General features: G+C 47.6%; 17 protein-coding genes. 7 read left to right on the forward strand and 10 right to left on the reverse strand.

Annotation, left to right across the window (positions count from 1 at the left end; genetic code table 11):
- Positions 1-23: 23 nt before the first annotated feature.
- A complete protein-coding gene (locus tag C4B57_01850) occupies positions 24-329 on the forward strand; it encodes a hypothetical protein (protein ID PXF55771.1) in 306 nt (101 codons plus the stop codon).
- 8 nt (positions 330-337) lie between these two features.
- Here C4B57_01850 and C4B57_01855 read toward each other — a convergent pair whose 3' ends face one another.
- The 4 genes from C4B57_01855 to C4B57_01870 form a co-directional block, all read right to left on the reverse strand.
- A complete protein-coding gene (locus C4B57_01855; GenBank protein PXF55846.1) occupies positions 338-1,516 on the reverse strand; it encodes a hypothetical protein in 1,179 nt (392 codons plus the stop codon).
- 19 nt (positions 1,517-1,535) lie between these two features.
- Complete coding sequence (locus tag C4B57_01860) at positions 1,536-2,138, reverse strand: signal transduction protein (protein PXF55772.1); 603 nt, start codon at positions 2,136-2,138, stop codon at positions 1,536-1,538.
- Between the two features lie 442 nt (positions 2,139-2,580).
- The gene (locus C4B57_01865) at positions 2,581-3,162 is read right to left on the reverse strand and encodes a hypothetical protein (protein ID PXF55773.1); all 582 of its coding nucleotides are present in this window, start codon (positions 3,160-3,162) and stop codon (positions 2,581-2,583) included.
- Between the two features lie 12 nt (positions 3,163-3,174).
- Positions 3,175-3,363 (reverse strand): hypothetical protein, encoded by a 189-nt coding sequence (locus C4B57_01870; GenBank protein ID PXF55774.1) that lies wholly within the window; start codon positions 3,361-3,363, stop codon positions 3,175-3,177.
- 216 nt (positions 3,364-3,579) lie between these two features.
- On the opposite strand from C4B57_01870, the gene C4B57_01875 reads away from it, so the two are divergent.
- Positions 3,580-5,181, forward strand: coding sequence for an aminoglycoside phosphotransferase (locus tag C4B57_01875; GenBank protein ID PXF55775.1), 1,602 nt, complete (start codon positions 3,580-3,582; stop codon positions 5,179-5,181).
- Here C4B57_01875 and C4B57_01880 read toward each other — a convergent pair.
- The 3 genes from C4B57_01880 to C4B57_01890 all read right to left on the reverse strand — a co-directional run bounded on the left by C4B57_01880 (position 5,165) and on the right by C4B57_01890 (position 7,831).
- Positions 5,165-6,715 (reverse strand): ABC transporter, encoded by a 1,551-nt coding sequence (locus C4B57_01880; GenBank protein ID PXF55776.1) that lies wholly within the window; start codon positions 6,713-6,715, stop codon positions 5,165-5,167. The two genes, C4B57_01875 and C4B57_01880, sit on opposite strands and share 17 nt — an antisense overlap.
- Entirely contained in the window at positions 6,715-6,987 is a 273-nt protein-coding gene (locus C4B57_01885; protein PXF55777.1) for a hypothetical protein, read from the reverse strand. Before C4B57_01885 ends, C4B57_01880 begins: the two co-directional genes overlap by 1 nt.
- Positions 6,988-7,117: 130 nt before the next feature.
- Complete coding sequence (locus tag C4B57_01890; protein PXF55778.1) at positions 7,118-7,831, reverse strand: hypothetical protein; 714 nt, start codon at positions 7,829-7,831, stop codon at positions 7,118-7,120.
- A 247-nt stretch (positions 7,832-8,078) separates the two neighbouring features.
- Between C4B57_01890 and mdh the strand changes: the two genes are divergently transcribed.
- The 5 genes from mdh to C4B57_01915 all read left to right on the forward strand — a co-directional run bounded on the left by mdh (position 8,079) and on the right by C4B57_01915 (position 14,693).
- Positions 8,079-9,023, forward strand: coding sequence for a malate dehydrogenase (gene mdh, locus C4B57_01895; protein PXF55779.1), 945 nt, complete (start codon positions 8,079-8,081; stop codon positions 9,021-9,023).
- A gap of 3 nt (positions 9,024-9,026) precedes the next feature.
- Positions 9,027-10,253 (forward strand): hypothetical protein, encoded by a 1,227-nt coding sequence (locus C4B57_01900; GenBank protein ID PXF55780.1) that lies wholly within the window; start codon positions 9,027-9,029, stop codon positions 10,251-10,253.
- A complete protein-coding gene (locus C4B57_01905) occupies positions 10,213-10,869 on the forward strand; it encodes a hypothetical protein (protein PXF55781.1) in 657 nt (218 codons plus the stop codon). Before C4B57_01900 ends, C4B57_01905 begins: the two co-directional genes overlap by 41 nt.
- The gene (locus tag C4B57_01910; protein ID PXF55782.1) at positions 10,847-13,117 is read left to right on the forward strand and encodes a PAS domain-containing sensor histidine kinase; all 2,271 of its coding nucleotides are present in this window, start codon (positions 10,847-10,849) and stop codon (positions 13,115-13,117) included. The genes C4B57_01905 and C4B57_01910 overlap by 23 nt, the downstream gene beginning before the upstream one ends.
- 187 nt (positions 13,118-13,304) lie before the next feature.
- The gene (locus C4B57_01915; GenBank protein ID PXF55783.1) at positions 13,305-14,693 is read left to right on the forward strand and encodes a Fis family transcriptional regulator; all 1,389 of its coding nucleotides are present in this window, start codon (positions 13,305-13,307) and stop codon (positions 14,691-14,693) included.
- Positions 14,694-14,712: 19 nt separating this feature from the next.
- On the opposite strand, the gene plsY is transcribed toward C4B57_01915, so the two are convergent.
- The 3 genes from plsY to C4B57_01930 all read right to left on the reverse strand — a co-directional run bounded on the left by plsY (position 14,713) and on the right by C4B57_01930 (position 16,940).
- Positions 14,713-15,342 (reverse strand): acyl-phosphate glycerol 3-phosphate acyltransferase, encoded by a 630-nt coding sequence (gene plsY / locus C4B57_01920; GenBank protein ID PXF55784.1) that lies wholly within the window; start codon positions 15,340-15,342, stop codon positions 14,713-14,715.
- Positions 15,339-16,301, reverse strand: a complete 963-nt coding sequence (locus tag C4B57_01925) for a hypothetical protein (protein ID PXF55785.1) — start codon at positions 16,299-16,301, stop codon at positions 15,339-15,341. The genes plsY and C4B57_01925 overlap by 4 nt, the downstream gene beginning before the upstream one ends.
- Positions 16,302-16,715: 414 nt before the next feature.
- Positions 16,716-16,940: a hypothetical protein gene (locus C4B57_01930; protein PXF55847.1), complete on the reverse strand. Its 225-nt coding sequence runs from the start codon at positions 16,938-16,940 to the stop codon at positions 16,716-16,718.
- Positions 16,941-17,194: the final 254 nt, after the last annotated feature.

Here is a 17,194-nt window from a genome sequence, read left to right on the forward strand (position 1 = left end):
GCCCCTTGCGATATTCTTTGCTTATGGCGATAACCTCCCATGAGCAAGTTTACCACGATCCCTTAACTGCTGAAGCCTTTCGCCTGAAAGGCGAAGGTTTTAGACCTGGCGCATGGAAAAATAAATCCCTGCTAAAAAGTGCCGGTGACTACTCTGGTCGCAAGGCATTGACTGACTGGGCCGGTCCCATGTTGGCAGATCTAACTTTAGTGCTGAATATCCTTATATTGTTTTTATTCAGATTACAATACACAAAAGGAATTTTTATTGATAATTTTCTTATTACCTTGAGACATAATCTATCACTGCCGATATCATCCAGACCTTGATTTGTTGATCAAACCCTGATTTCGGTTGGAAGGATTTCCTGAGGCTCTCCAAGTACAAATCGGCCCTCACTGATCCATTTTTTAAGTGTCTCTGCAATCTCCCTCGCTCTGACATAGCTGGATAAAGGGGCAGTCAGGACGTCTTTACCACCTATCTTTATGCTTCCACTTCTTAATTGCGCATATGTGACTTCCAGGAGGCACCTGCTTTTCCCTAAGGGGTAATCACGGCCATAATCCACTACCTGAGTTACGATATCTTCATCGGATATGGCTGTTCGCATGGCCATCTCTTCGCTGGTAATAGGTATTGGTATTCCAAGCCCTACAGCAAGGGAGCAACCATAGCCAAGAATACTAATACCTGCCAACCACCTGGGGTTCATCTGCTTAAGGTCGCCGGCAACCATAAGTGTGCCTGCAGGTTTACGTGGCAGGCCTTTTTCATTTCGTGCAGTATCAGGCGCATGCTGTGTTCCTGCAGAAAGCACATAGCCTACCCCGCCACCCAGAAAGATACGTGTGCCGGTGCCTATAGTCTGATAATAGGCGTCATTGAGTAAAGGACTCAACTGCCCGGAAGTGCAATAATTAGCATTGCCAAGTCTTGGTCGCAAAACACCCATGTATGTATAAATGATTTTTTCAGTAACATTTACCGCACAGTTATAATTCTGACACGAATTTCTGGGGTTGCAGAGCCGGGCAAAGGGCAGATCTGCAAGGGTGACTTTTTTGTCTAAGCGTCGGCTCGGATAGCAATGGGTTCCATAAGATTCAGCTGTTAAATTTATTGACTTGCCGGCCACTAAATCCTGTATCACATGCCCTCCCCCATAGAGAAACTCACCAGGATAGACATTATTCAGAGGGTCGTTGGATCTGGGCTCGGTAGCCCCAAGGTATATATCTAGTGCAGCAAGGCCAGCATAGGCAGGTACGCCGTTAAGCCATACTTTGGCGGCCTTTATCCCAGGCACGCAGGGCCCGAAGTTGATAAAAGCCCCTGAAGAACACATAGGGGAAAAGGTACCGGTAGTCACAACGTCTACCTTTTTTGCCGCCTTAACTTCCCCATGCTTCCTGACAAGACCGACCATCTCTTCCGCAGTAACTACAACCGCCTTTCCTGATCGGATCTTTTCATTTATTTCTTGAAATGTTTTAGTGACTTGATAGTGAGCCATGTCCGGATTCAACAGCTTCTCAGTCCAGTATAGAAACCACCCTGTGGCCTTTATCTTCCAGGGCCTGAACAATAGGTGAAAGGTCGTCCTTTTCCAGTCTGATGTAATAGATCTTCTTCTTGGATGTGAGTGCTTCTAATCCTACACTGATTACCCTTCCACCCATCTCACGAATCAGGCGGAGCACATCATCAAGCGTCCCGCCTCTGTCAGATAGGATGATATCCAGCCGTGAACTCTCCTTCAAAAGCCCGAAGAGTTCTATAAAGGCCGCGAGTATATCAGTAACGGTGAGTATCCCGGTCAGCCGTCTTTTTTCGAGAACAGGCAGACCGCCGATTTTGTACTTGTATATTAGCTGTGCGGCAGAATCAATACTGGCATCAGGATTCACGGTAATAGGATTCACTATCATAACGTCTGAAATGGAGAGTTCGTGGACCATGGAGGGGAAAAAATATTGTCGCAAATTACTTTCGGTAACCAGCCCTTGCATTGAGTCATCTTCTACAACAGGCAAATGCCTTATGGAATGCCGGTGCATTAGTTTTATGGCATCACTGATGGAGGCCTGAGGGCTAATGGTAATTATGTCTTTGGCCATCCAGTTTTTTACTTTCATTACTTTCCCATTCAACAATAAATTCCCTCTACGCCTTTTTCAAAGGCGAAGAACAAGGAAAATCGACAGACCTATCTTATGGTATGACGAATATCATTGCAAGTCCTGAATCCGGCTCCAATGCTTACATACTCAAACTTTGTGATTTTGCAATAGGCTCTATTGACTTATTTTTCGCCATCCCTTATGGATGACTTGTAAATTCTTTCTTATAATGAAAATAAGGAGATCAAAAATGGCCAGACACAAAAAGATTGAAAGGCGCAGGGAGATCGAAAGAAGACGCAGAAGACGTGAGAAACGACGCAAGTTGCGGGCTAAAGGTTTGCTGCCCCCATCTGATTCTTAATACCCCCCTACCCTACCCTGTATAATTATTTGCTAAATTGGTTTAGGATTTGTTGTTAACTTATGAATATATTGTATGTTTTATGAGATGCAATTATGTCTGCTCCAAGTGGGCCTTGAGAAGAATCAACTTTTGCTCAAAATGATCATTGATTTCAGAAGATATCCGAGACCACTCCTTTTGAAATTCAGGCAATGAATTGACATTTATCTCAGCGGCTATTGCTGCACCATACTGTTGCGAAACGGCCTGCCTTATTCCACCGAGCTGGTTCTCCATCTGCATTTTTAACTGTTCGTAATGTTGATCACGAGTCTGCTCATAATTTTTCAGCAACTCTTCGATACGGGAAATAATTTGGTTTGCTGTACTGCCTTTCAGGTCCACAAAACCACTCAGGGCCTTTTTAATACCCGGCCACTGGTCTTTATCCCTGGGTAAAACAATATTCCTTAGCAATGTCTCTGCAGCTCCCTTTAATACCGTTGGAAACTCATTCCCGGGAATATCGCTGAAATCGGCCTTAAGGTCCTCAATTTCACCCTGCAAATACCTGGCAACTATTCGGCGGCCATGATCAAGCCACTTTTCAGCATCAAACTCTTCTTTGGCCGCGCGTCCCAGACGATCCGCCTTTTCCATAGCGATTTCAATAGAGCTTTTAATCTCTGCCATTTTTAACGACTCCTATATGGTGTCTGAATGGACTTTCCGTTTTTTCACCACGAAGGCCACGAAAATAAAACTATTTTTTAACTGATGCTTTGCCAGTAAATATCCGGTGAGCCCGTGGTCCACTGTGGAAGTTGCCATCCGTGCCCTGCCGCAGGAGCGGTTTGCCTTTTGCAGGGTTTTGGGTAGCGGGCCGGATTGCACTGCCTCTCCGGTCCGCGATGAGTGAGCTTTGAAACCCGGAAAAAGGTAACCGCTTCAAGGCAGGATATAACGGGTTCATCGAAATTTACCTTTGTCATTATACAACATCTGTGATATCAGCATAATCACACCTGTCATAGGAATCAAGTTCAGGCCTTCGGCCCGAGAACGCTAAAGTATGAAAAGTATAAAAAAAAGCCGCTCAGGAGAATTCTTATGTCTGAGAACCCCTCTTGGATGAAGACAATGTTAGATCCGGCATCATATCCACATCCAGTGGACGATGTCGTTATGATTCAGACACACATTTCCTGGGTATTTCTGGCAGGAGACAGGGTCTATAAACTCAAAAAGCCTGTAGATTTCGGTTTCCTTGATTTTACAGGACTGGAAAAGAGGCACCATTTTTGTCTGGAAGAGCTGCGATTAAACCGCCGGCTGTGTGCGGAGATTTATCTGTACGTATGGCCTGTCACCAGTGATGATGGTCGAATAAAAATCAACGGCACCGGAAAGCCGGTGGAGTGGGCCGTAGTTATGCGTCGTATGCCTGAAGAAGGTATGATGGTTCGACTCCTTTCTGAAAATATGATAGGCAATGCCGAGATTGATGCAGTTGTCAACAGATTGATACCCTTTTACAGAAATGCAGCCGCTGGAGAGAAAATCAAAAAATTTGGGACAATAGACATAATACGTCAAAACACAGAGGAAAATTTCGATCAGACCGCATCTTTTATTGGAAAGCTCATCGAAAAAGACGCGTACAGTCATATCTGTAACTACACCAGGTCTTTCATTGACAACAATAAGCCCTTGTTCCTGTCTCGAATAGAACAAGGCCTGATCAGAGAAGGCCACGGGGATCTATATTCTGCAAATATCTGTTTTAATAAAACAAATAATGCTGTTTATATCTTTGATTGCATCGAGTTTAACGAGCGCTTTAGATGCGGGGATGTTGCCTCGGATGTGGCCTTTCTGGCAATGGATCTTGATTATCATGGTCTTCCGGCACTCTCCAACTATTTTATCAGGTCGTTTTCCGACGGGATCGGTGACGCCGGGCTTCTTGATTTAATAGACTTCTACAAATGTTACAGGGCGTATGTAAGGGGTAAAATCGGCTGCTTTACCTGGGCATCCCATGGAATAGACAGCGACACAAAAGAAAAGGCAGGTAGCCAGGCATCAAGATACTTCCGCCTGGCCATGAATTATGCCGGCGGCATGGGCATTCCCGACCTGTATGTATTTTTCGGTCTTTCAGGTACGGGAAAGTCAACGGTTGCATCTGCCTGGGCAAGAAAGCACCGACTCCCTTTCTATAATTCGGACAGAGTGAGAAAAGAGTTCATAGCCGGGATACCCACGGGAGAACGCCACTGGGAGCCTTTTGGCCGGGGCATTTACAGCCGGCAACAGACTTTAAAAACATACAGGACACTTGCCTGCCTTGCCGGCAAACATCTGATGCAGGGAGAGCCGGTGATACTGGACGCCACTTACCGGGACGGGGAAGAGAGATCAAGGCTTTTGGAGTTATCCAGAGAGGCCAAAGCGAACATCCACTTCATATTGTGCACCTGTCCTGAGCAGGAAATAAAGGAACGCCTGACCCAAAGGGCCGGGGCAGAAAACCAGGTCTCAGACGGACGGTGGGAGATCTATCTGAAACAAAAGGAACTGTTCGTCCCAACGGACGACCTTGAGCAGGATCATTTAATGGTCCTGTCCACCAACAGGCCCGTATCGGAATTGCTGGACGAACTTGACAGGAAATTCCCCAATCGGGGAAGATTCACTTCAGGGCGATAAACACCCGCAAAACTCCAAGAATAAATAGGATGGCAGCAACTTCCTGGTGGTGGGAAAAGCTCAGGTGCTGCATGAAAAACGCCGCTGTAATCAGAACTATCCCCACGCTTATGGATTTCAGGTAGCCACGTATGCATTCTCCCAGGATTTCCAGGGTCTCCCCGGACAGCTTTATGTGCAGGTTATCTTCACTCAGATGCGTGATAATTATCTTTAGCCGCCGTATGGTCAACGGCAAGGACATGAGTTCACTTTTTAGTGTGGGAAGAAATCTGGCTTCCGCGCCCAGGGCCCTGTTGATGTTTTTTATGAGGACCGGCAGGATGTCTTTGATGCCGTTAAAGTTCTCGATGAAGCTGGTTCCCAGCCCCTCGACAAGGGAGCTGGCCCGCATGACATAGACCAGTTCCTGCGGAATTTTGAAGGGAAGCTCTCTCATGGAATCCAGGACATCAAAGGCCAGGTTCTGCATGGTCGTGGCACTCAGGTTTTCATTGCCAAAGATGTCAAACATGCGCTCCGCCAGTTCCTGCATCTGGTCCTCCCGTGCCGTGGCTGCAATCACACCCAGCCGTTTGCATGAGACGATAAAGAGCTCAAAGTCTTGTTCATTGGCGGCCTTGATCATCTCAATCATGGCGACCCGGGTGGAGTTGGGCAATCGCTTGACCATTCCGAAATCTAAGACGATCAGTGTACCGTCTTCCCTGACCAAGAAATTGCCTGGGTGAGGATCTGCATGAAAAAAGCCGCACACCAGCATCTGTTCCATATAGAAGGAGATCATCCTGTCCATGAGACGGGCAAACGGGATGTTGGAGCGGGCCAAGCCCTCTTTATCATCAATACGCATCCCTGTCTCAAAGCTCATGACCAGGGCGTCACAGCTGCAATAGCTTGGAAACACCTTGGGATATCGGATGCCGCTCAGTTGATAGGTATCCCCGAATTTACGGAGATTGTCCAATTCGATGGACAGATCCACCTCTTTGACGATCATGTCGGCGAATTCATTGAGTACAGCCTCCAGGGAGTTCTTTGTGAGCCGGCTGAAGAAAGGCTGAAAGATCCTGAGGAAGATACCAATGATCCTGATATCATCAAGGACTGCCTTTTCAATATCCAGGCGGCGTATTTTCACTGCGACCTCTGTGCCGTCATCCAGTACGGCCTTGTGCACCTGGCCTATGGAGGCACTCGCTATAGGGCTGCGGTCGAAATGGCGAAACGGCCTGACTGATCCAAAGGCCCTGTTGTACATGATCTCAAAATCGGCCCGGTCCATGGGCTCGACCTCGTCATGGATAGTCTTAAGCTCGCTCAGATATTCCTCGGTAAAGAAGTCGGCCCTGGTGGCCAGGACCTGAGCCAGCTTGATAAAGCTTACGCCCAGGTCAAGGATAGTCTGCTTGAACGCGGTTGGACCCAGGGGACGGATATGAAGGAAGTGCTCCTTTCTGCGGACGATAACAAATACGGTGAGGAGAAAACGAAATGTCTTCCACACCCGTCCCAGAGCATAGTTTTTGAGCATCAGGCCTTTTTTATTATTGCTTTCAGTTCTTCAAAATCCTCCTTGGTGACCAGGCCCATCTCACGAATGACCTCTTTGAGTTTTTCCTGGATACGCGAGTCAAGGGCCTCCTGCTCCTTCTTGGCCCGGTCCTTGGCATCTTGAATGAACTTCTTGGCATCTTCCCTGTTGATCTCTCCGCGCTTTTCCAGTTCCTTGAGCCGTTCCTTGAGTTTGTCCTTTGCTAAGAAGGCGGCTCCGAGCCCAAGATACAGTACGTCCTTTGCTTCCATAGTCTTTTCTCCTTCATTTTTTATGACTATTGAGTTAGCTCCGTTTCGATATATAATCTTTGATTATTGGATAATCATCCAATAATCCGTTACAATTAGCATATGATGCGGAGCTAACTCAATAGTCATATCATTTTTTCATAATCAGATGCTTTATGCCCTTAATCTGTTTAAATGTGGCACCTTCGCTTATACACTGAATGGCCTTTTGCGGATCAACCACTTTTGAGCCGGCGATCATATCAACTCCGTAGTCAAAAAGTACGGGTGACAGGGGCGAGGTCGCTCCCACCATCACCACGAAACTCTTCCTGCACAAATTTAATAATTCATCTACTGTATGATTGATAAATGACGTACCGGTAATAGCCACAACATCAGCCAGAGGCAGTATATTTTTAGCCTCTTCTGCCGAAAGGTCCCCTTCCTGCGGTCTTTTTTCCATTACCCAGAGTCTGCCGGCCGATTTCCGCAGCCTGGGAATAAATGGGAAATGGCCCACAACACATACATTTTTACCCCTTCCCTTTTCTGCCAGTATTTCAAAGGCATTCAGTTCAACACAACTCTCTTCATCGATCTCTATCAAGGAGTTCAGGGCCGCCATTCCGATAGATGCCTCCAGGAGATTGTCTGACCTGGCATATTCTACCACTTCCAGTGCGGTTTTTTGAGTCAATTTGCCTGCATCTCTGACCGGTACATGGGGAATGCGACTATCCTGAAATGTAGAAGACAGTCCGCAGCCTCTGCTGATTACTGCTGTCCAGTGAATACAGGTATGGATTTCCTGAATTTTACAATTCTCTGTCAAGGCAGAGATGAGATCATTGAGTATCTCCATGTGATCTCCCCTGGGATTCGTAACCAATCACCCCGTCCTTTCCGTTGCCGGTGACCGGATCCTGTGATAAATTATCAAAATTTATATGTGTTCAGTGAGCCACGCGTAATTTCTCAATAACTTAGGGTAAGATGTCTGGATTCCGGCTTTCGCCGGAATGACGTTTGGATGTAAGTGCCAGTCATTCCCGCGAAAGCAGGAATCCAGGGATGTAAATGAACCATTACTATATTTACAGTATATTCCAATGAAAGAAAATAGTCGGAAAAAGAAGCTAAGTATCATAGGTGCAGGTGCAGTGGGAACAGCCGCTGCCCAATGGGCTGTCAGCAGATCCATTGCAGATACCATAGTACTGTTGGATGTAGTGGAAGGCCTTCCCCACGGTAAGGCCCTGGATCTCTTCCAGTCATCACCGTTATATGGATATGCAGGCAATATTATCGGTACAGATGACTATGCAGATACCGCCCAGTCAGACGTGGTCATCATTACCGCCGGGCTTGCCCGCAAGCCGGGGATGAGCCGGGATGACCTTTTAGCGGAAAATGTCCGGATCATCCGTATAGTTACTGAGGAAATCGTCAGATATTCTCCCGACGCATGCCTGGTAGTCGTCACGAATCCTATTGATGCCATGGTCTATACGGTCTTTAAGGTATCAGGATTTCCAAAACAGCAGGTCGTGGGCATGGCGGGTATTCTGGATTCTGCCAGGTACCGCACTTTTATTGCTCAGGCCCTGGGTGTAGCTCCTTCAGATGTGACAGCCCTTGTGATGGGCGTGCACGGCGATCATATGCTTCCTCTGGTCAGGCTTGCCAGCGTTGGAGGAGTACCTATAGAGGAGCTTTTATCCAAAGAAGAAATCGAAAGCATAGTCCGTCGCACTCGATACGGAGGTGCAGAAATAGTGCAGCATCTCAAGACAGGAAGCGCCTTCTCCGCCCCCGGCCTTGCTGCGGTGGAGATGGCTCAATCCATACTCAAAGACGAAAAAAGAGTGGTGCCCTGTGCAGCCTACCTCGAGGGAGAATTTGGCATTAGCGGTGTATTCCTGGGTGTGCCGGTAGTACTCGGAGAAAACGGTGTTGAACGCATCCTGGAATTTCCCCTTGCGGGTGAGGAACAGAAAGCCTTACAGAAATCCGTAGAGGCGGTAAAGAGGCAAGTTGCGGCCACAGGCCTATAAATCATGGTAACCAGCCGGACCATTGTCTTATTGACATTTTTAATCGGGCTGATTGGTATCATCGGAGGCCTGGTTGTCCTGTATCGGCTCTTCTGGCTACCCGTTTCACCTGTATCTTTGGTCAGACAGGTACCTGCTGAACAACTTCCGGACTTTAATGACATCAATGGCAAAAAAGGACTGAAAAAGGCCGTTTCAGCCAGCCTCGAATACCTGGAAAAATACGAAGATGAGGAGCAGATACCCTGGGGCAATGAATCCATAACTGCAGGCATGTTAAGAAAGACGCTGAAGGCCTTTTCCGGGCTTCTGGATAGAAATCTTGACCGGGATGATTTTCAGAGGGAAATCCGTCGCCTGTTTGTGGTTTACAGGGTAATCGGACGTGAAAAGGGAGAGGTGCCTGCCGGATATGTCCTTGTGACGGGATATTTCCAGCCTGAACTGGCTGCTTCTCTGAAGGCGAATGAAGAATTCTCCTATCCCATTTATGAGACCCCCCAGGACCTCATTCGAATAGCATTGCATGATTTTGACTCCGCCCTTCCACGCAAGACCCTTTATGGAAGGGTATCCGGACAGAGCCTGGTCCCGTATTACACGCGGGCCGGCATTGACGAAGGCAAGAAGCTCGGGTGCACCGGTGTCCTTGCATGGCTGCGGTCTCCACTGGATGGGCTCATGCTCCATATACAGGGTTCAGGGACGCTCCGGTTCCAGGATGAAACCAGGAGATACATCCATTATGCTTCCAGTAACGGTCACCCCTACCATAGTATTGGCCGATGGCTGATAGACAAGGGACTGCTGGATAAGGATCAGGCAGACTGGCAGGATATCCGCTCTTGGGCACAGAAAAATCCGGATAAATTCAGAGAGGCCCTTGCCGCCAATCCCAGATACATTTTCTTCAGATGGGAAAAAGAAGGGCCGATAGGAAGGCTGGGAAAGGTACTGACACCTATGAGATCCGTGGCCCTTGACCACGAGATATATCCGCCTGGTGCACTGTGCTTTTTGCAGGCGCCAATGCCTGTAAGCCGATTGATCCACGAAGATGCCGGTGGTACATTCCAGGGCTTTGTGTGCAACCAGGATACGGGCAATGCCATCAAGGGACCGCATAGACTGGATCTCTATTGTGGAGAAGGTGACAAGGCCGGATACCTTGCGGGAAGGCTGAAGACACCTGGATCACTATATCTGTTACTTCTCAGGGATTCTGCCTAAGGTTCAACGAGTGACCTCGTCAAAATCCATCCCTCTTATAACCTTTTTCATCCTTTCTGTTTTTATCTTGACACCCTGTTCTTTACTGCCAAGGATTAAAAATACCGTGTCATTGGCGGAGGATCGACCCGGCCCGGAAATCTATGACTTTACGGTATCAAACTCCAGGGACAGGCTCCTGGCCTACTTTTCCCTCAAAAACGGGTGTCCTCCGTACGTGCAAATCGCGTTAGAAAGTGGGGTTATAGTACGTTATATTTATGAAGTAGAGTTACAGGCACCACGTTTTCTGTTAAAAAAAAGGCTTTCCCGGGTCTCCATATCCAGGACGCTTTCCTATGACAATCTCAAAGGGGAGTACAGGGTTTCATTTGGTCCGGACTCCCCCAGAGTAGTCAGTGTAAGGACCTTAGAAGAAGCAAAATCGCTTGCTTTTGAGATTAACGACGTTTCTATAATATCTTTATCAGAACTGCCCAGGGGAAAGACATATATTATGCGGGTACGGGCGAAGACGGAAAAAGCGGTATCGTCTTTACCCTTCAGAGGTCTTTTGGACCTGTTTTCCTCGTGGGGTTACCGGACTAAATGGTATGAAATCCGCTTTAACTACTAGCGAAGCCAGAAAGCGAAGGCTCGAACGAATCATTATGATAGCAGCAGGGGGTTTGATTATCCTGCTGTCCCTGACCGAGTACCATCTGATCTCCGGTTCCAGTCCGCTATTGACAGGCAGCAGTGTACTCATATTCGCAGTAATTAACCTTAATATTCTTCTCATCCTGCTTCTGGGTTTTCTCGTATTACGTAATTTAGTCAAACTGATATTCGAAGACAGAAAAAACATACTGGGAGCTAAGCTCAGGACCAAACTCGTAATAGCCTTTGTCTCTTTATCACTTATCCCTACAATACTACTCTTTATGGTCTCCTTTCAGTTTCTAAGGACCAGCATCGGTTACTGGTTCAATATAAAGGTGGAAAGATCCCTTGATAATGCCATGACAATAGGAAGGGTATACTATGACGGCCGGGTTACCGAATTGCAGCACATGTCTCAAAAAATGTGCAAGGTCCTGAGCCTGAAATGTGTTAAAGAAGACAATTCAATAGACAGTGTATGCATAGAACAGCTGGTAAATCCAACGCCGCTATTACCTGGCACCCATGTTTTCAGCAGTATAATCCCTTTCAGTTCCATAGAGGTGATAAACCCAACGCACAAGGAGCTTTTGGTCAAGATATGGCTTCCCCTTGTGGATGAGCCGCCGTGCATTCCCCCATCTGTGCTGGACCGGATCTTTGAAGGCAAGGATTCACTGGTATACAGTGTTAACTTGGAAGGCGGTGAACTAATCCGGGTCTTGAGTCCTCTGAGAAATACAGATGGCGGTATCCAGGCCGTATTGGCCTTGGGCCACCTGATGCCCCAGGATATGAGCCGCCTGCTCGATGGTATCCGCTCGGGTTATGAGGACTACCGCCAGTTGCGATTGTTCCAGAACCCGATTAAGGGTTCTCTGCTTATCACTCTTTTCCTTATTACATTCCTGATCATTTTTGTTTCCATATGGTTTGGATTCAGGCTTGCCAAAAGTATTACAGAGCCTGTTCAGGTGCTTGCCGAGGCCACTCACCGTGTAGCACTGGGAGACCTGGACTTCAGCCTTGAGGCCCGGGGCAAGGATGAGCTGAATTCTCTGGTGCGGGCATTTAATGTCATGACCCAGGACCTTAAGGAGGCCAGACGCAGGACTGAAGAGACATCGAGACAACTCCAAAAGAGCTATGGCGAACTGGAACAACGCCGGCGCTATATCGAGATTATCCTGCAGAACATAACGGCAGGGGTAATATCCATAGACAGACAGGGTATCGTCACTCTCATGAACAGATCAGCCGAGAGCATTCTGGATATGTCCTCGGATCAGGTCATAGGAAAGCCGTATCTCCAGCTCCTGACAGAGGATCAGGCCACAGAATTTGAAGAAATCAGGCAGGAACTCAGCCTCTCCCCAAAGGGTATGATTCAACGTCAAATTCGCATGGAAGTGAAAGAAAAGCCCTTGTCTCTCCTGGCAAGCTTTACCATATTGAGAGACCGGGATGGGAGATCTCTCGGAGTAGTCATAGTTTTTGACGACCTGACGGAGCTGGAGAAGATTCAGCGTCTGGCTGCCTGGCGCGAGGTAGCCAGGCGTATTGCGCATGAGGTCAAGAATCCCTTGACCCCCATACAACTCTCGGCACAAAGGCTGCGCAAGAAATATCTTGACAAGCTGGATGACGAAGCCAGGGCTGTTTTTGACAAATGTACAAATACCATCATAAGCCAGGCAAAAGAACTTAAACACCTTGTGGATGAATTTTCCAACTTTGCCAGGATGCCGGCTCCCAGACTCCGGCCAACCAGGCTGGATGATTTGGCAGATGAGGCACTTGCAATCTACAGGGACGGATATACAAAAATTGAATTCAGGCTGGAAGTGCAGGATGATTTGCCGGAGGCCTTGCTGGACCCTGACCAGATAAAGAGGGCCCTTATCAACCTTCTGGACAACTCGGTAGCCTCCATGCCTGATGGCGGTGAAATAAAGATACAAATAACTTATAATAGCGCCGTGAATGAAATATGTCTCAGTGTTTCCGATACCGGACCAGGAATTCCTCCAGAGGATATCCCAAGGCTCTTCGAGCCATATTTTTCTAAAAAAAGAGGGGGGACAGGCCTTGGACTTGCTATTGTAAACTCTATTGTGGCAGACCATAACGGACGCATACTGGTGGAAAATAATATTCCCAATGGAACGAGATTTGTATTATTTTTCCCTGTTGGCTGGAATCAATCGGACCGCTTGAAATAATGCGGTGAAATTAGAAACTTGAAATTAGAAATGCGGTTTGCCTTTTGCAGGGTTTTGGGCAGCGGGCCGGATCGCACTGCCTCTCCGGTCTGCGATGAGTGAGCCTTGAAACCCGGAAAAAGGTAACCGCTTCAAGGCAGGATATAACGGGTTCACCGGATATTTACTAAAGAACGCCGATTTTGCCATGGTAAAGAAAAAGATACTTGTAGTAGATGATGAAAGTTCGATCCTTCAATCCGTGACGGATATACTGGAAGACGAGGGATTTGACGTGCGGACCTCACTGGACGGAGAGACGGCCCTCGGGACTATGGAAGAGGACCTTCCGGATATAGTCTTGCTTGACATCTGGATGCCGGGTATGGACGGCCTGGAAGTATTGAAACGAATAAAGAACGATTGGCCGTTTATCCCGGCAGTAATCATGTCCGGTCACGGAACTATAGAAACGGCTGTAAAGGCCACCAAGCTGGGGGCCTATGACTTTATAGAGAAGCCTCTTTCCTATGAACATTTGCTCCTCACGATCCGGAATGCCCTCAAATATCATGACCTCCGGGAAGAAAACATCTTTTTGAGGCAAAAAACCGGAGAAAGGCAGGAACTCATCGGCGAGAGCCCTGTCATGAAAAGACTCAAGGAACAAATAGCCATCGTTGCCCCTACTGATGCGTGGGTGCTGATCCAGGGGGAAAACGGAACGGGCAAGGAACTCGTGGCCCAGACGATCCATTGTCTGAGCAAACGGAACCGGAAACCACTCATAGAAATCAACTGCGCTGCAATACCTGAAGAACTCATTGAGAGCGAACTGTTTGGGCATGAGAAAGGTGCATTCACCGGTGCAATCACCATGAAGAGGGGAAAATTTGACCTTGCAAATGAAGGGACCCTGTTTCTGGATGAAATCACGGATATGAGCCTCAAGACCCAGGCAAAGATCCTGAGAATACTCCAGGAACAAAGATTCGAGCGGATTGGAGGGAGCAAGACCATAACGATAGACACGCGCATCATAGCAGCTACGAACAAAGACCTTGAAAATGAGATAAAGGAAGGGCGTTTCCGGGAAGACCTTTACTACAGGTTAAACGTGATACCTATAGAGGTCTCGCCCCTCAGGGAACGCAAAGATGACATCTCTCTTCTTACAGAAGGCTTCCTGAGCGAATTTACCGGAAACACCACTCATGGTCCAAAAAAAAGGGTGAGCCAGGAAGTAATCAAGGCATTTATGACATACGACTGGCCAGGAAATGTGAGAGAATTACGGAATATGATAGAAAGGCTTGTAATTCTGACCAAAGGACCAGAGATCACTATAGACGATCTTCCTCCTCCTTTCAGGCAGGGCCTTGGATCTGCTTCCGGGTCACAGATCAATATCTCGATTCCCGAACCAGCCTGGTTGAGCTGCCAGGACTTCAGGGAGGCAAAGGCCTTGTTTGAACGGGAGTATCTTGAAAAAAAACTCGCCGAACACCAGGGTAATGTCAAGAAAACCGCCCAGGCTATTGGTATTGAAAGAAGGCACCTTCACAGAAAGATCAAGTCCTTGGGTTTGGCAATATGACTGCACGAGCAAAACCCTATCAAAAATCTGGTAAAGGGTTGTCCTTTTTCCAACTCTTTTCTTCCCCGTTCATCAGTCTCTTGATGTTATCTCTGTGCCTTATCCAGATGATACAGGCAGTTACCCACGCCATGAACTCAAATTCAGGTACCGGGCAGAAAAAGTACATTAAAACAGGCATAAGTGCAGTTGCTGCAAGGGATCCCGCCGACACATAACCCCACTTCTTCAGAGCTATCAAAAAGGCGACCGCGGCGATGCCTGCAGCAAAAGGACAGACCGCCATGAACACTCCTGCCGCGGTGGCAACGCCTTTCCCTCCTCTAAATCCGAGAAATATTGAATAGCAGTGGCCCAGAACGGCGCCGAGCCCTGTACATGCAATCCAGAAATCAGGATCAGTCGCTCCGGCCATTGCCAGCTTGCAACCAAAGACCGGCAGGAAGCCCTTAGAGAGATCCGCAGTAAGTGTAATAAGCCCCCACCACCAGCCATTACCCATTACCCTGGCCACATTTGTAGCCCCTATGTTCCCGCTGCCATGCCTTCGAAGATCTATGCCTTTGCAACGGGCCAAGAGCAGGCCAAATGGTATTGACCCCAGAAGATAGGCCCCAATCGGCCAGGCTATCTGTGATAAAGGAGTCATTTCTCAGGACATGCCAAAAAGCGTCCTTTTCTCAAGGCATTTTTCAATTCTGCAAGCATTCTGTTGTAGGAATCCTGTTTTCTCTTTGCTGTTCCCAATGATCCGGTCTGTTTATCTCCATACCCCAATTTCCCGTCGGCATTATGATCAAAAACCATATAACTGGGAGGCCTTGAAACCCCATCTCCAAAGAGCAATATCTCAATGGACCTGCTGTAGTCGGCCCCCTCTCTTAACCTCAATAGGACCTGACCAAAAACTGTAACAAACTCGAGTTCAGAGAGGTATCCTTGACCTTTTCCTCCTGGCCCTGAAGTCTTGTCTATGGTCAGATTGGTCCCAAAGGGACGCATCATGTCAAAAAACTGGTGCTTACTGTTTAAAATAATTACCATATCACCCACATTACAGAAAGAGTAAATGGCATCCATATCCTGATTATTTACAGCTATACAGCCATTGGTCCAGTCCCTTACCATGTATTTCCCGTTATTACGGTATACCCCTCCACCATGTATGCCAATGCCGCTGCCGAGAGATGTGCCGGCAGGTGGAGAACCATCTGCTGATACGGCATCTGCAATCGAAAGATACTCCCTTGATGAAATAAGCCCATTTCTCAGGCCCAACCAGGCATCCATCCTATTGGGATACGAAAGACCAAGGAACTTATAGAATCTGCTCTTACATCTCTTGCAGGTCACATAATAACAGCCCTCAGGAGTTGATTTGTCTCCCCTGCAGCGCTTGGGCGACTCGGAATCTATGCCGATAGACACGGCATAACTCCCTATGGCCTTGCCATCCCTGTAAAGGAACAACCTGTGGATCCCTTTGTCGATTACCACACATTTTGAAGGCGCTTCCTTGCCATGGGCGTATCCGGTTCCAAGAACCAAAAAACCTGCCAGGAAAAAAGCCAGCGCGGCAAGAGGCTTAAATAAGCCTTCATACATCATATTTCTGCGACCCTATCTGGTATCTGTAATTTTCACTACAGGAAATTCCCACATCCCGGTAAAAATTTCATTATAAAAATCTTCTGCCATACAGATTTATTATATGCTTGTATGCTTGCCTGTTGACAAGACGTCCTGTTTATTTTTAATATATTTTATCTGTTTGGAAAGCTCGCTCTCTTGGCAGGTAATTTTCCATTTAGGTAGCTGATTACACTGTAAAAACTGTAAAATGTAGATAGTTATCCACCTGCAAAACACAATTTATACCATCTTGCGAGGAGGAGCCATGATACACCAAATTCGTGAAAAACGATGGGCGATTCTGAAGCCGGTCCTGAGTTTACTGCTTGCACTCAGTCTGTTCACTCTGCCTGGCTGCGGTCTCAGCAAAGAAGATAAGACCCTGATAAATCAGGGCATAAAGGCTGCCGAAGAGTCGAAAGCAGCAGCGTCCAGGGCAGAGGCCGCCACCAAGCGTTTAGAAGATGTGGCCTCCAGGCTGGAATCAGCCGCACGAAAGGCTGAAGAGGCGGCAGCGGCAGCGGCAGCGGCAGCCGATCGGGCGGATGCAGCTACAAACAGGGCCAGTGAAGCAGCCAGCCGTGCTGAGACTACAGCTAAAAAGACGGAAAGAATATTTGAAAAGACTCTTCTTAAATAATTTAAAGCTGCCTACATAACCGCGTTCTCCTCTTCAGAGGCACGTCACCAGGGCGGCTGGCCTGGTGGATACGAAGAACCAACCATAACCCTTCACTGAAAAAGGCGCCAAACCGGCCAAATGGGGTAATCTGTGCTGAAAGCGGCCGGCTGCGGCCCTTTTTCTCTTAACTCAGCTCAAAAAGTCTATGGGAGTTGGGAGAGCCTGTTCTTCCATTCCGAAACAGCGT

This window comes from Deltaproteobacteria bacterium, from assembly GCA_003194485.1.
In the GTDB taxonomy this organism is placed as follows: domain Bacteria; phylum Desulfobacterota; class Dissulfuribacteria; order Dissulfuribacterales; family UBA3076; genus UBA3076.

Bases quoted from the DNA above. Each gene is read 5' to 3' on its own strand.
- C4B57_01850 (PXF55771.1), top strand. From the start codon at position 24: ATGGCGATAACCTCCCATGAGCAAGTTTACCACGATCCCTTAACTGCT.
- C4B57_01855 (PXF55846.1), bottom strand. From the start codon at position 1,516: ATGGCTCACTATCAAGTCACTAAAACATTTCAAGAAATAAATGAAAAG.
- C4B57_01860 (PXF55772.1), bottom strand. From the start codon at position 2,138: ATGAAAGTAAAAAACTGGATGGCCAAAGACATAATTACCATTAGCCCT.
- C4B57_01865 (PXF55773.1), bottom strand. From the start codon at position 3,162: ATGGCAGAGATTAAAAGCTCTATTGAAATCGCTATGGAAAAGGCGGAT.
- C4B57_01875 (PXF55775.1), top strand. From the start codon at position 3,580: ATGTCTGAGAACCCCTCTTGGATGAAGACAATGTTAGATCCGGCATCA.
- C4B57_01880 (PXF55776.1), bottom strand. From the start codon at position 6,715: ATGCTCAAAAACTATGCTCTGGGACGGGTGTGGAAGACATTTCGTTTT.
- C4B57_01885 (PXF55777.1), bottom strand. From the start codon at position 6,987: ATGGAAGCAAAGGACGTACTGTATCTTGGGCTCGGAGCCGCCTTCTTA.
- C4B57_01890 (PXF55778.1), bottom strand. From the start codon at position 7,831: ATGGAGATACTCAATGATCTCATCTCTGCCTTGACAGAGAATTGTAAA.
- mdh (PXF55779.1), top strand. From the start codon at position 8,079: ATGAAAGAAAATAGTCGGAAAAAGAAGCTAAGTATCATAGGTGCAGGT.
- C4B57_01900 (PXF55780.1), top strand. From the start codon at position 9,027: ATGGTAACCAGCCGGACCATTGTCTTATTGACATTTTTAATCGGGCTG.
- C4B57_01910 (PXF55782.1), top strand. From the start codon at position 10,847: ATGAAATCCGCTTTAACTACTAGCGAAGCCAGAAAGCGAAGGCTCGAA.
- C4B57_01915 (PXF55783.1), top strand. From the start codon at position 13,305: ATGGTAAAGAAAAAGATACTTGTAGTAGATGATGAAAGTTCGATCCTT.
- plsY (PXF55784.1), bottom strand. From the start codon at position 15,342: ATGACTCCTTTATCACAGATAGCCTGGCCGATTGGGGCCTATCTTCTG.
- C4B57_01925 (PXF55785.1), bottom strand. From the start codon at position 16,301: ATGATGTATGAAGGCTTATTTAAGCCTCTTGCCGCGCTGGCTTTTTTC.